This window comes from Pseudomonas sp. RIT409 (assembly GCF_003052515.2).
Classification (GTDB): Bacteria; Pseudomonadota; Gammaproteobacteria; order Pseudomonadales; family Pseudomonadaceae; genus Aquipseudomonas.
Window position 1 is genome coordinate 22,481 of sequence record NZ_QARE02000013.1, and the last position, 12,788, is coordinate 35,268.

General features: G+C 60.3%; 16 protein-coding genes and 1 pseudogene. 11 read left to right on the plus strand and 6 right to left on the minus strand.

Annotation, left to right across the window (positions count from 1 at the left end):
• The first annotated feature begins 9 nt into the window (after positions 1–9).
• The 9 genes and pseudogenes from DBP26_RS16770 (at position 10) to DBP26_RS16810 (ending at position 5,446) form a co-directional block, all read left to right on the plus strand.
• On the plus strand, positions 10–1,155 hold the full coding sequence (locus DBP26_RS16770; protein ID WP_108240542.1) for an aldose epimerase family protein: 1,146 nt from the start codon (positions 10–12) through the stop codon (positions 1,153–1,155).
• Positions 1,156–1,382: 227 nt separating this feature from the next.
• Positions 1,383–1,607, plus strand: coding sequence for a DUF6555 family protein (locus DBP26_RS16775; RefSeq protein ID WP_108240541.1), 225 nt, complete (start codon positions 1,383–1,385; stop codon positions 1,605–1,607).
• 391 nt (positions 1,608–1,998) lie between these two features.
• Positions 1,999–2,130: pseudogene (locus tag DBP26_RS27370) on the plus strand (ABC transporter substrate-binding protein); the annotation flags it as partial.
• 355 nt (positions 2,131–2,485) lie between these two features.
• A complete protein-coding gene (locus tag DBP26_RS16785; protein ID WP_108576147.1) occupies positions 2,486–2,803 on the plus strand; it encodes a YXWGXW repeat-containing protein in 318 nt (105 codons plus the stop codon).
• Between the two features lie 116 nt (positions 2,804–2,919).
• Positions 2,920–3,516: an RNA polymerase sigma factor gene (locus DBP26_RS16790; RefSeq protein WP_108576146.1), complete on the plus strand. Its 597-nt coding sequence runs from the start codon at positions 2,920–2,922 to the stop codon at positions 3,514–3,516.
• Positions 3,513–3,947 (plus strand): hypothetical protein, encoded by a 435-nt coding sequence (locus tag DBP26_RS16795; RefSeq protein ID WP_108576145.1) that lies wholly within the window; start codon positions 3,513–3,515, stop codon positions 3,945–3,947. The genes DBP26_RS16790 and DBP26_RS16795 overlap by 4 nt, the downstream gene beginning before the upstream one ends.
• Positions 3,944–4,417 (plus strand): periplasmic heavy metal sensor, encoded by a 474-nt coding sequence (locus DBP26_RS16800; RefSeq protein ID WP_108576144.1) that lies wholly within the window; start codon positions 3,944–3,946, stop codon positions 4,415–4,417. Before DBP26_RS16795 ends, DBP26_RS16800 begins: the two co-directional genes overlap by 4 nt.
• An 88-nt stretch (positions 4,418–4,505) precedes the next feature.
• Positions 4,506–4,718 carry a YXWGXW repeat-containing protein gene (locus DBP26_RS16805; protein ID WP_108576143.1) on the plus strand — a complete coding sequence of 71 codons (213 nt, stop codon included), beginning with the start codon at positions 4,506–4,508 and terminating at the stop codon, positions 4,716–4,718.
• 74 nt (positions 4,719–4,792) lie between these two features.
• Positions 4,793–5,446, plus strand: coding sequence for an HAD-IA family hydrolase (locus DBP26_RS16810; RefSeq protein WP_108238643.1), 654 nt, complete (start codon positions 4,793–4,795; stop codon positions 5,444–5,446).
• A gap of 36 nt (positions 5,447–5,482) precedes the next feature.
• Here the strand turns inward: DBP26_RS16810 and nagZ are convergent, their stop codons facing one another.
• Together nagZ and DBP26_RS16820 are read right to left on the minus strand one after the other, a co-directional pair.
• Positions 5,483–6,481 (minus strand): beta-N-acetylhexosaminidase, encoded by a 999-nt coding sequence (gene nagZ / locus DBP26_RS16815; RefSeq protein WP_177411075.1) that lies wholly within the window; start codon positions 6,479–6,481, stop codon positions 5,483–5,485.
• Between the two features lie 101 nt (positions 6,482–6,582).
• The gene (locus tag DBP26_RS16820) at positions 6,583–7,296 is read right to left on the minus strand and encodes a TetR/AcrR family transcriptional regulator (protein WP_108238645.1); all 714 of its coding nucleotides are present in this window, start codon (positions 7,294–7,296) and stop codon (positions 6,583–6,585) included.
• 250 nt (positions 7,297–7,546) lie between these two features.
• On the opposite strand from DBP26_RS16820, the gene lexA reads away from it, so the two are divergent.
• Positions 7,547–8,155, plus strand: a complete 609-nt coding sequence (gene lexA / locus DBP26_RS16825; protein WP_108238646.1) for a transcriptional repressor LexA — start codon at positions 7,547–7,549, stop codon at positions 8,153–8,155.
• Between the two features lie 11 nt (positions 8,156–8,166).
• Positions 8,167–8,670: an SOS-induced cell division inhibitor SulA gene (gene sulA / locus DBP26_RS16830; protein WP_108238647.1), complete on the plus strand. Its 504-nt coding sequence runs from the start codon at positions 8,167–8,169 to the stop codon at positions 8,668–8,670.
• Positions 8,671–8,764: 94 nt separating this feature from the next.
• Here sulA and DBP26_RS16835 read toward each other — a convergent pair whose 3' ends face one another.
• The 4 genes from DBP26_RS16835 to DBP26_RS16850 all read right to left on the minus strand — a co-directional run bounded on the left by DBP26_RS16835 (position 8,765) and on the right by DBP26_RS16850 (position 12,737).
• Positions 8,765–9,001, minus strand: coding sequence for a hypothetical protein (locus tag DBP26_RS16835; protein ID WP_108238648.1), 237 nt, complete (start codon positions 8,999–9,001; stop codon positions 8,765–8,767).
• A gap of 124 nt (positions 9,002–9,125) precedes the next feature.
• Positions 9,126–9,647, minus strand: a complete 522-nt coding sequence (locus tag DBP26_RS16840) for a DUF6586 family protein (protein ID WP_108238649.1) — start codon at positions 9,645–9,647, stop codon at positions 9,126–9,128.
• A gap of 139 nt (positions 9,648–9,786) precedes the next feature.
• Entirely contained in the window at positions 9,787–12,390 is a 2,604-nt protein-coding gene (topA, locus tag DBP26_RS16845; protein ID WP_108238650.1) for a type I DNA topoisomerase, read from the minus strand.
• Positions 12,391–12,500: 110 nt separating this feature from the next.
• The gene (locus DBP26_RS16850) at positions 12,501–12,737 is read right to left on the minus strand and encodes a DUF1653 domain-containing protein (protein ID WP_108238651.1); all 237 of its coding nucleotides are present in this window, start codon (positions 12,735–12,737) and stop codon (positions 12,501–12,503) included.
• Positions 12,738–12,788: the final 51 nt, after the last annotated feature.

Consider the following 12,788-nt stretch of genomic DNA (forward strand, 5'->3'; position numbering starts at 1 on the left):
AAGCAAGCGATGAGTAAGACTTTGATCCCTGCCATCGGCCTGGCCGTGCTGACCACCGCCCTGCAGGCTCACGCCGCCGCAGGCTTGATGAGCGAACAAGCTGCATTTGGGCAAATGCCTGATGGCACCGCCATTCAGAAATTCACCCTGCGCAACAGCCATGGCATGCAAGCCTCGGTGATCACCTATGGCGGTACGCTGCAATCCCTGCTGGTGCCGGACAAACACGGCAAGACCGAGGATGTGGTGCTGGGCTTTGATGACGTCGCGGGTTACATCAATGGCACCGCGTACTTCGGCGCCACCATCGGCCGATTCGGTAACCGCTTGGCCAACGGCCAATTCACCCTCGATGGCAAAACCTACCAGGTGCCGCAAAACGACAAGACCAACGCGCTGCACGGGGGTACAAAGGGCTTCGACAAGCAGGTCTGGAAAGCCGAGCCAATCAAGGACAAAGGTTGGGTGGGCGTCAGGCTGACCTACGTGTCGGCAGACGGTGAAATGGGCTTTCCAGGAACCCTCAAGACCGAAGTGACCTACAGCCTGAACGAGAAGAACGAACTGCGCATTCAGTACCACGCCACCACCGATAAACCGACGGTGCTCAACCTGACCAATCACAGTTATTTCAACTTGGCGGGCGCTGGCAATGGCGACATCCTTGACCAGGTCGCCACAGTGCATGCCAGCCACTACACCCCGATCAACGAAAAGCTGATTCCGACCGGCGAATTGCCTTCGGTGGTCGGCACGCCCCTGGACTTTCTCAAACCTGTCGCGTTCGGCAAGCGGATACGTGAAGACAATCAGCAACTGAAATTTGCCGAGCCGACCCAAGGCGGATACGACCATAACTGGGTGCTGGACACGCAAGGCAAGGTGAGCCGCCTGGCCGCCGATGTGGTTGACCCGAAATCCGGCCGACGGCTGCAGTTGTTCACTACCGAGCCGGGCGTGCAGCTTTATACCGGCAACTTTCTGGACGGAACCGTGAAAGGCAAAGCGGGCAAAATTTATCCGCATTGGGGCGCCTTCACCCTCGAGACCCAGCATTACCCTGACTCGCCGAACCAGCCGGGATTCCCATCGACCCGACTTGATCCCGGCAAGGCGTACACCCAGACCACCGTCTTCAAATTCTCCAGCGAATAACGACGTTTCACGCGCGGCGGTGAAGAGCAGCGTCTCTTCCACCGTCGTGACGGCTCGCGACCTCTACCATTCATCTTCAAAACAATCCATATGGATGGCATTTGTCGGCCGCAAGCGCTTTTTTGTACGATTCCCCACCGTTTGGAGCGAAAGGATCAATTCGAGTGAATTTTCTGTCCGGATGCGACTCAAGGAACAGTGAGTGACTGAAAGGGAGGTTTGGGAGAGTGGCACAGTATAAGCATTTCAGAATCGACTACCTGCTGCATGGTAAGTACAAGAGCTTCTATATCAGCGCTGAAGCCATGGATAACGCTTCGGCCTGGCATTGGGCGTCCGTGGATGCAGGCTTTGGACAGATCCCGAAATACCGCTCGGACAAGGTGCCTAAAGTGACTAAACCCAAGGCCGAACAGTTGGGCCTGACGGATGTGGAGTGGGCCGAATCCTGATGAGCGAAACGCGGCGCGGGTAGATCGGCGCGCATCGCTGGGCTATGCGGGGCGAGGCAGTGCCTCGTCCCGCCCTTTACCCGCACCCTGTCGACTGAGCAACGCCGTTTCCACACTCTGCATGAAAGAGCGCGCGCTGCCTGCCCCCCCCATAGCCCCCGTTCTTCACATCTAGCCCAAAGCGGAACAAACCGTGGCGGATCGGCTCCCTAATCGCCACTCGATTCAGTGGCTGGAAACTGGCACATCCCTGCAGTCCTATCCTCACGGCCAGGCCCTCCTGGTCGCTTCAACCCCTCGCGTCGGCGCCGCTGCACCAGCCCGGCGTACATCGAGATTTCGCAATGACTCTGTTCTGTATATCCGCCTGGACCTGATCGCCCTGGCTTAGTTGAGCCCGGTCGCCCACGCCGCACTCCCCGTCACGCTGGTCGTCGGCGATCAGAATGACGACAACGTTCGCGCTTCGATCAAAGCATCAGGCGTCCTGAAGGACGCGCCCTGCACAGTCGACTGGAAACATCCTCGCTCGGACACCCAGCGCGTGATCGATTCCTCGTTCAGTTCCGCGTTCCACTGAAGCATTTTCTGACCATTGGCGCCTCCGATCAGAGCGATTGAAAGAACTGATCATTAAACGATCATTGTAAGTAAGCCCTTGTCGCTGAGGGCTTACAGCAGGTTATCCACAGAGATATTCACGATTTTCGTGGACAACTTTTCCTACGTATCACGCTTGACATCTACGGCCGATCATTGCGTTGCATAGCCGATATCTCTGCACGAAAATCTTTCGAAGGAGCGCGACGGATTTTTTCATTGGCTGCGTTTAATCCGTCAACTGCACCCACTTCATGTGCAGGTCTGGAGGAGTTGAAATGAGCGCAGCACGATCCCTGGCGAAATTACGCTATGCCCTGCTCATCCCGGTCGCACTCGCCGCATTGGCCAGCACACCGAGCTACGCCCGGGAAGAATTCATCATTCAGGCACCACCCCCCGTCCGCGTGGAGCCGGTTCCCATGGCACGGCCCGGGTATGTCTGGGACCAAGGCCACTGGCGCTGGGAACGGGGGCAATACGTATGGCTGCCCGGGCATTGGCAACCCGTCCGCCAAAATGCCCGGTGGCAACCAGGGCATTGGGAGGCCCGTGGGCCAAACTGGTACTGGATAGAAGGTCGTTGGGTCCGCTGAACCTATGGCAGCGCTGCGGTCTGTAGATACAGAATCTTGCAGGCGAGCCCGCCAGCGCTCCTCTGGGCCAGAGTCATCTGGACAGAACGGTTTAACTCTACGATCGAGACGCCCGATTGAACGAACCTGATCCGGACCTTGAACTGTTGGCCCGCATTGGCAACAACGAGCCGGAAGCCGTGAAAGAAATGGTGTCGCGCAAGCTTCCACGCTTGTTAGCACTGGCTGGCCGCTTGTTGGGCGACGCCGAGGAAGCCCGCGATGTGGCCCAGGAGAGCTTTCTCAGGCTATGGAAAGCGGCCGGCCAATGGCGCGCGGGTCAAGCGCGCTTCGACACCTGGCTGCATCGGGTGACGCTGAATTTGTGCTACGACCGCCTGCGCCGGCGCAAAGAACAACCCCTGGACGATGATTCTCGGCTCAGCGAGCTGGTCGATACCGCCCCGGCGCTCGATGACCAGTGGCAGGCCGAAGCTCAACATCAGCAAATGGCGGCGGCGCTCGCAGCGCTGCCGGAGCGCCAGCGGGAAGCAATTGTGTTGCAGTACTACCAGCAATTGTCGAACACCGAGGCGGCGGCTGCGATGGACATCACTGTCGATGCGCTGGAAAGCCTGTTGTCCCGGGCGCGCCGTAATCTGCGTAAACAACTCATCGAGTCGGAGCTTGCTACCGGCACGGGCAAGCACACCCCAAGGAGAGGAACCTCATGACCCCCGAACGCTTCGCTGATCTGGCCGATGCCCATGGCGCGAACCTGGACCGCTGGCCCGCGGCCGACCGGGAGAGCGCCAGGGCGCTGATCGAACGCAACGATCCACAGGCGCTGTGCGCCTTGAAAGAAGCTGCATGGCTCGATCAACGACTCGACCGCCATCGCCCTCCCGTACCAGACGCAGGATTGGAGCGCCACGTGCTTGCTTCGGCTGTCTCGGCACGGTGCCCATCAGCATGGCGACGATACGGCGACTGGTGGTCGCGCCTAGGGTTCGTTGGCGTCGGCCTGGCTGGCGTGGCCACCGGCATGCTCGTGGCCTCGCTCAGCCTGCCGCTCTCCGGTGCGCCAGATCTGCTGCCCAGCGTCCTCGACCACGGCGACGCGGAATGGATACTCAACCTGGATGCCGAGGAGGCCGAGCAATGACACCCTCTTCCGGACGCCTGAGAAGCTGGTTGATCGCATCATTGCTGACCAACGTTTTCCTGATCGGCAGCGTCGCGGGCGGCGTCTACCAATGGTCGAGCCAGAAGCGCCCTCAGGTCGTCAACGTCCAGCACGGCCTGCGTCAGGCCCTGGCACAGTTGCCTGAGGCCCGTCGCCACCAATTGCGACGCATGTTGCGAGAAACCCATGCGCAGAACCAGTCCTTGATACTTGCCAGTCGCCAGGCTCACCAGGATGTGGTGCGCCGCCTGCAGGGCGACACGCTGGATCGCAACGCGCTGGATCAGGACCTGGACCGCGCTCGAACTGCCGACATCACGCTGCGCAGCCGCGTCGATTCGACGCTGGCGGACTTTGCCGCCAGCCTGCCCGCGGACGAACGCCACGCTTTGGCACTTGCCATGACAACCCGGCGCCAGTCCCCACACGTCGAACCTCAAAAACAGTGACTGCCTGCGACGGATTTTCCTGATCTGAGACGTTCAAGGGTGGAATGCTCCGTTATTCAGGCGGGGCTATCTGCCACAAGGATCTACCATGTCCCCTACTCGCAAAGCCATCTTACTGGCCATGGCCGTCACCCTTTCGCTGTCCGGTTGTGTCGTTGAACAGACACATCCGCGCCGCCCCCCTCCGCCCGTCGAGGTCATCCCGGCCATCCCCGCGCCCGGCGCCCAATGGGTACCAGGCCATTATCGCTGGGCGGGTAATGCATGGTTGTGGGAACCGGGCCACTGGCGCCGGTATTGAAGCTGCTCGCTATCCCGAGCCCGCGTGCTAGCATCCCGATCCTGTCACTACGCATCAGGCATGGGAGCATCGGGATGCTGAAGCAGCACACATTCGCCGCGTTTCTGTTCGACATGGACGGCACGCTGACCAACTCCATTGCCGCTGCAGAACGCGTCTGGAGTCAGTGGGCGATCCATAAGGGACTGGATGTCGAATCGCTGCTGTCCACCATCCACGGCGTACGCTGCATCGACACCATCCGCCGCCTGAACTTGCCCGGCGTGGACCCGGAGCATGAGGCGGCACTGATGGCTCAAGCCGAAATGGATGACGTAGAAGGGGTAATTTCCATCGAAGGTGCGGCGCGATTTCTCGCGACGCTGCCTGCCGACCGCTGGGCGGTGGTGACCTCCGCCCCTCGTTTACTGGCCGAACGCCGAATCCAGGCAGCGGGCCTTCCACTGCCCAGGATCATGGTGTCCGCCGAAGACGTCGAGCAGGGGAAACCCGCGCCGGACTGTTTCCTGCTCGCGGCGCGCAAGCTGGGTGCCCGCCCCGAAGACTGCCTGGTATTCGAAGACGCACCGGCGGGAATCGCAGCGGCCGAAGCGGCTGGCGCCCACGTAATGGTCATCACCGCCACCCACCGGCATGCGCTCGACACCGAACATCCAACCCTCGCCAGCTACGACACCTACCAGGTAAGCATCACCGACCAGGGTTGGCTAGCCTTGCGCCCTCGCTGAGGGAAACCCCTTCACAGGCCGGCAGCAGCCTGCCGGTCAATCGATCAGATCCGCCGCACGCAGGGCGCTGAGCGCTTCAAGCCAGCGTGGCTGTTGACGATACTCGGTGGTCGAGATGCCTTGGCCGCGCATGCGCGCGATCCTTGGATGGGGGGTTACCTTCATCCGTTGCGCGGCGGTCAGTGCCAACTCCGCCGCAGCACGATCGTTACAGACCAGTCCCATGTCACAGCCTGCAGTAAAGGCGGCGTCGATCCGACTCGCGGCATCACCTACCACATGGGCGCCAGCCATCGACAGATCATCGCTGAAGATGACCCCCTCGAAGCCCAACTCGCCGCGGAGGATGTCCTGCAACCAACGGCGGGAGAAACCCGCGGGCTGCGTATCGACCTGCGGATAAATGACATGGGCTGGCATGACCGCAGCCAGGCGCTTGCTCAAACGCGCGAACGGTATCAGGTCATTGGCGCGAAGGGTGTCCAGGCTGCGCTCATCACGGGGAACCGCAACATGGGAATCCGCCTCGGCCCACCCATGGCCAGGGAAGTGCTTGCCAGTGGCCGCCATCCCTGCCTCGTTCATGCCCTGGATGAAGGCTTCGGCGAGTTGGGCGGCGCGTTCGGCGTCGCCTTCGAACGCACGGCTGCCCACCACCGCACTGCGTTCGTGATCGAGGTCCAGCACCGGGGCGAAACTGAGGTCCAGCCCAACGGCCAGCACCTCGGTCGCCATCAGCCAGCCACACTGCCGGGCAAGGGTTTGGGCGTCAGGACGATGAGCAATTGCACGCATGGCGGGCAGCCGCACAAAGCCTTGGCGCAAACGCTGCACCCGCCCGCCTTCCTGATCGACAGCGAGCAGCAGATCAGGGCGAATCGCCCGGATGGCCGCGCTCAACTCGCGAACTTGCCGCGGGCTTTCAATGTTGCGGGCAAAAATGATCAGGCCGCCCACCTCGGGCTGACGCAGAAACTGACGGTCTTCGGACGTCAGCCAGGTACCGGCGATGTCCACCATCAGGGAGCCATGCAGGCCAGAACTCATAAGGAAGATCCTTCAACAACCATTGCTCAGAGCGCGCATGGTGCGGGATCGACGGGTGCGATGCAAATGCGCCGCACCCTGAGGCTACATCAGACCTTGGCGGGGGCCGCCGGGACGCTGCTCTTGCTGCGAGGCTTGAGCTGAGCGCTGATCATCGCCGCATCCGTGACGCCGGTCTCTGCGCGCATACCCGCGGCCAGAAACGGCACCATCAGACGCATCACCTGCTCGATCGAGGTGTTGACGCCAAAATCGGTTTCGGCAATTGCCCGCAGTGCCTTGATGCCGGACATGCTGAACGCGGCGGCACCCAGCATGAAGTGCACGCGCCAGAACAGTTCGATGGGAGGAATACGCGGCGCCGCCTCATTCACCAGCAGCATGTAACGACGGAACACCTTGCCATACATGTCTTCCAGGTAACGACGCAAATGGCCTTGGCTCTGACTGAATGCCAGCCCCAGAAGACGCATGAAAATGGACAGATCGTTGCCGCTGCGAGGTTGCACCACCATCGCTTGCTCGACGAGGATCTCGAGGAGTTCTTCCAGCGAAGGCTTGTGATCGGGCTTGGCCTGGCGGCGCTCGAGCTCTTTGTCGAGACTGGCGCAGAACGGTCCCAGGAAACGGGAAAAGACCGCTTGAATGAGGGCTTTCTTCGACCCGAAATGATAATTCACCGCCGCCAGGTTGACCGACGCTTTGCTGGTGATCAGCCGTAACGACGTTTCTGCAAAACCCTTTTCCGCGAACAGCTGCTCCGCAGCGTCGAGGATCCGTTCAACTGTTTCCGACTGAGCCATGGTTATCCGCCTGACAAACACTTGTTTGAAACATACGTTTCAGCCGACCACCTGTCAACCCTGGCTGTTCGCTTTCTGTCCGACCGGTCACGGCATTTAATCATATAAATCACGGCTTTTAGCCACTCTTGCGCGAGGTTGCAATGTCAGCGGCCTCCTGTCGTACGCGCCCATCGTCAAAAGGAGGATTGCCAAGTTGCGATCACTGTATATAATCCCAGTCACTGTATAAAAAGACAGAGCGATTCACATGATCAAACTGACATCACGCCAAGCCGAAATCCTGGACTTCATCAAACGCTGTCTAGAAGAGAACGGCTACCCGCCAACCCGTGCGGAAATCGCTCAGGAACTCGGTTTCAAATCCCCCAACGCTGCTGAGGAACACCTCAAGGCGCTGGCTCGCAAGGGCGCGATTGAAATGACGCCCGGTGCTTCTCGCGGTATTCGCATCCCCGGTTTCGAGGCCAAGCCCGAGGAAAGCGGGCTGCCAATCATCGGACGGGTCGCTGCGGGTGCGCCGATTCTCGCCCAGCAGCATGTCGAAGAATCGCTGGCGATCAACCCTGCGTTTTTCCATCCGGCTGCAGACTACCTCCTGCGCGTCCATGGGATGAGCATGAAGGATGTCGGCATTCTCGACGGCGACCTGTTGGCCGTGCACACCACTCGAGAGGCGCGCAACGGGCAGATCGTCGTGGCACGCATCGGCGACGAGGTGACCGTCAAACGTTTCAAGCGTGAAGGCAGCAAGGTCTGGCTGATCGCCGAGAACCCTGAATTCGCCCCTATCGAAGTCAATCTCAAAGACCAGGATCTGGTCATCGAAGGGCTGAGCGTCGGCGTTATTCGCCGCTAAGGAGCATGTTTATGCAGTTCCCGCACACACCGCAACAACACGCACAATTGCCGCTGTTCGAAGCGTTCATGATGCCCGGCGCGCACTTGCTGGAAACGGCTCTGGTTCAGATCCCGGTGCTCGACACGGTCGTCGAAGCCCCATGGAACAACGAGCCTGAAGCTTTCAGTGAGTTGTCGTTGCGCGGTGCTGCGGGTAACTGCCTGAATCTGCTGGCGCCGATTCTGCGCGATCTGAGCGAAGGCCGAAACGACCGCTGGTTGACCCTTGTTGCGCCACCCGCCAGTGTGACACAAGCCTGGCTGAGGGACGCGGGCCTGAACCGGGAACGCATTATCCTGATGCACCCCCGCGGCACTCAAACGGCCTTGGAACTGACCTGTGAAGCGCTGCGTCTGGGTCGCAGCCATACCGTCGTGAGCTGGATCAACCCTATCTCGAGCAGTGCGAAGCAGCAGTTGATCCAAGCTGCGCGCGCTGGCGAAGCGCAAAGCCTTAATATCCGCCTGGGGTGATTGCCCGCAGGCCGTTCAGAGGCTTGAGAAGGAAGACGTTCCTCTAATCGAAGCATGCTACAGGCAGCTCGGGCTGCCGGGGTACGCCGGAAACTTAATGCAGAACGCGAGGGCCCTCTTCCTCCTTGGTTAGCTCGCCTTCAGCGAGACGACCGGCCATTTGAACACCGACGCTGAGCATCGCCTTGGCGACCTCGACGTGTTGGCCTTGCAGAAATGCCTTGGCGTCATCAGAGAAGTTCAAGGTCACGAGGGAACCTTCATCTTCAGCACGGCGCAACTCGATGCGGCCGTCAGGCAGTTCGACAATTTCCAGAAAAGAGGTTGGCATCAGGACTGTTCTCCACGAAAGGCGGGCAGTATAACAGCCTGATGACGCCACCCCTAGGCCTGGAAAGAAATGCACTGACACTCGGCGCACCGCCGGGGCGGATCAGTCTTTTCCGTTCAAGCGCTCAACACTCGCTGAGACCTTCGCGGAACCTGATCGCCAAGCCCTTGAGCTGCTGGCGCCAGGACTCCATCTCCTCGCGCGTGAGCTCCTCCTCGTCAACCTCCTCGACTGCCACCGCAATGATCAGCGGCTGCGTGACATCCGCCTTCGGCTTCTTCGGTTCGCGCGGGGGTTGGAACAGCGCGCCATAAGCGCCGAGCAATTGCGCCAGCCAGGTTTCGCGCTGCCCGGCCAACTCCACCAACTCAGCCATTTCCGGAATGGCAATGGCTTCCAGGACCTTGGGCGTCAGCAAATCTTCGGCGCGCGCGGTGGTGGCCTGCGGCAAGCGGTAGAAACCCGCAATTTCGTGACACAACCCCAGCAGCGCGCCGTAGAGATGAAACACCGCCGCCTCGCGTTCAGCTTGGAGCAGACCCTGGGCGTTCATCGCGGTGCTGGCCGAGGCCTTGGCCATCGCATCCAAGGCAAGGCCGGCAAAGAACAGTTTTTGGTTGGTGCGGGTATAGAGTTCGTGAGCCATGACTTGTGGCCTCCCATCAAAGAATTGAACGAGCACGCCAGGCAAAAAAAATCCCTCGAGGCATGACACGGCCACCGAGGGATTCTTTTAACGCAAAGCGCCTTGGGCCGCCAGGCGATTTGGATGCGGCGTCAAGCGATCACCGCTTGTCTTCGACCTTCCATACCCCGCCGTCGTAGAACGCACGCCAGCCGGTGGGCTTGCCGTCCACTTCGGTCTGGACATATTGCTCCTTCGACTTGCGGCTGTAGCGGATCACTGCCGGACGGCCATCGGGATCCTTCTGCGGGGCCTCGCACAGGAAATGATACTTGGGGTCGATCTCAGACTTGTGCGGCACGATCTCCAAGACCAAAGGTGCACGGGTCTCACGGTTTTTCGGGAACTGGCTGGCCGCCAGGAACAGGCCCGAGGCACCGTCACGCAGGATGTAGGTGTCGTCCACCTTCTCGCACTTGAGCTCGGGCATCTTCACGGGGTCCATCTTCGGCGGCGCCGCTTCGCCGTTCTTCAGCAGCTTGCGGGTGTTCTTGCAATTGGTGCAGCCAAAGAACTTGCCGAAACGACCGGTTTTGAGCTGCATTTCGCCGCCACATTTGTCGCACTCGACACTCGGACCTTCGTAGCCCTTGATCCGGTAATGCCCCTCTTCAACCTCGTAACCCGGGCAGTCGGGGTTGTTGCCACAGATGTGCAGCTTGCGCTTTTCATCCAGCAGGTAGGCGTCCATCGCCGTGCTGCAAATCGGGCAACGATGCTTGCCCCGCAGCACGCGAGATTCGGATTCGCCTTCGTCATCTTCAGCGATCTCATCGCCAGGCGTGAGGTTGATGGTCGCCTTGCAGCGCTCTTTCGGCGGCAGGCTGTAGCCCGAGCAGCCGAGGAAGACCCCCGTCGAAGCGGTACGAATCTGCATCGGACGACCACAGACCTTGCACGGAATGTCGGTCATCACCGGCTCATTGGCACGCATGCCGCCGCCAGCGACTTCGGCTACTTCCAGCTTTTTCTTGAAGTCACCGTAGAACTCGTCGAGTACGTTCTTCCAATCGCGCTCGCCCTGCGCCACGTCGTCGAGATTTTCCTCCATACCGGCGGTGAAGCCGTAGTCCATCAGGTTGGAGAAGCTCTCGGACAGACGTTCGGTGACGATGTCGCCCATCTTTTCCGAGTAGAAACGCCGGTTGTGCAGGGCCACGTAGCCCCGGTCTTGGATCGTCGAAATGATCGCCGCATAGGTCGAAGGGCGACCGATGCCGCGTTTTTCCATCTCCTTGACCAGGCTCGCTTCCGAATAACGCGCCGGCGGCTTGGTGAAATGCTGACTCGGATCGAGCTTGATCAGTTTCAGTGTTTCGCCCTGAGCCATGTCCGGCAACACGGCGTCATCCCCCGGTTTGCTCATTTGCGGCAGTACGCGGGTGTAACCGTCGAACTTCAGGATGCGGCCCTTGGCGCGCAGTTCGAAATCGCCCGCGGCCACGCTGACAGTGGTCGACAGGTACTGGGCAGGCGGCATCTGACAAGCCACGAACTGACGCCAGATCAGGTCGTACAGCCGCTCGGCGTCACGCTCCATCCCTGACAGTTTGCTCGGGTGAGTGTTGACGTCGGACGGCCGAATCGCTTCGTGAGCCTCTTGCGCGCCTTCCTTGCTGCTGTAGACGTTCGGCGAATCGGGCAGGTATTTCTTGCCGAATTCACTCTCGATGTAAGTCCGCGCCATGGCTACGGCATCGGCGGACAGGTTGGTGGAATCGGTACGCATGTAGGTGATGTAGCCCGCTTCATACAGCCGCTGGGCCATCATCATGGTCTTCTTCACACCGAAGCCCAGCCGGTTACTGGCCGCCTGTTGCAGGGTCGAGGTGATGAACGGCGCCGACGGCTTGCTGCTGGTGGGCTTGTCTTCGCGCTTTGCCACGCTATAGGACGAAGCCTTGAGCTTCTCCAATGCCGCCATGGCCTGCGCTTCGTTCAGGGGCTTGAAGGCTTCGCCGTTCTCCCGAGCGACCTCGAAGCGCACGTTAGCGCCCTTGGCCGTGCCCAGGTCGGCGTGAACTTCCCAATACTCTTCCGGAATGAAAGCACGGATCTCACGCTCGCGCTCGACCACCAGCTTCACCGCCACCGACTGCACCCGGCCTGCCGACAGACCGCGGGCGATCTTCTGCCACAGCAGCGGCGAGACCATATAGCCCACGACGCGGTCGAGGAAGCGTCGGGCCTGCTGGGCGTTGACCCGGGCAATGTCCAACTCGCCAGGTTTGGAGAACGCGTCTTGAATGGCTTTCTTGGTGATCTCGTTGAATACCACGCGCTTGTAGCGCTCGTCGTCACCGCCGATGGCTTCCCGCAGGTGCCAGGCAATGGCCTCCCCTTCGCGGTCCAAGTCCGTCGCGAGATAGATGGTGTCGGCATCCTTGGCGAGGCGGCGCAGCTCGTCGATCACCTTCTCCTTGCCAGGAAGGATTTCGTACTTGGCTTTCCAGCCATGCTCGGGATCGACCCCCATACGCGCCACCAACTGGCGCCGGGCCTTTTCCTTGGGCGACAACGCCGGCGCCTCGGAAGCGGTCTTGCCCTTTTTGGCAGCCGGCTCTTTCGCAGCGCCAGCCGAACCGCTGGTAGGCAGGTCTCGGATATGGCCGATACTCGACTTCACCACGTACTGGCTGCCCAGGTACTTGTTGATGGTCTTGGCCTTAGCCGGGGATTCCACAATGACCAGCGATTTGCCCATGGATCGGAAAATTCCTAATGCTAGAAAAAAAGACGTTGGAGCCGTCGAGGCCCCGCTATATATAGTGGCTATAAGGTGAGGTCAAGCAGAGGCTACTGCAAGGTCTCGCCTCAAGACCGGGAAAAAAGGTCAGGTTCGGCCTGGACCAAAGCAAAGCGCGGCACTTGCTCGCCGTCAACCTCGACCGACTCCAGAAACATGCTCAAGGGACGGACCCACAGCCCGTACTCGCCGTACAACGCCTGATAGAACACCACTTCCTCTTCGGTCTCGGAATGTTTCGCGACCCCGAATACTCGGTACTCGGGCCCCTTGTAGTGACGGTAGAGACCTGGTTGTAGTTGCATGCTGCTGACCTCACGGACGAACGGGAAAAAAACTTTAAAAAACGTTTCCCG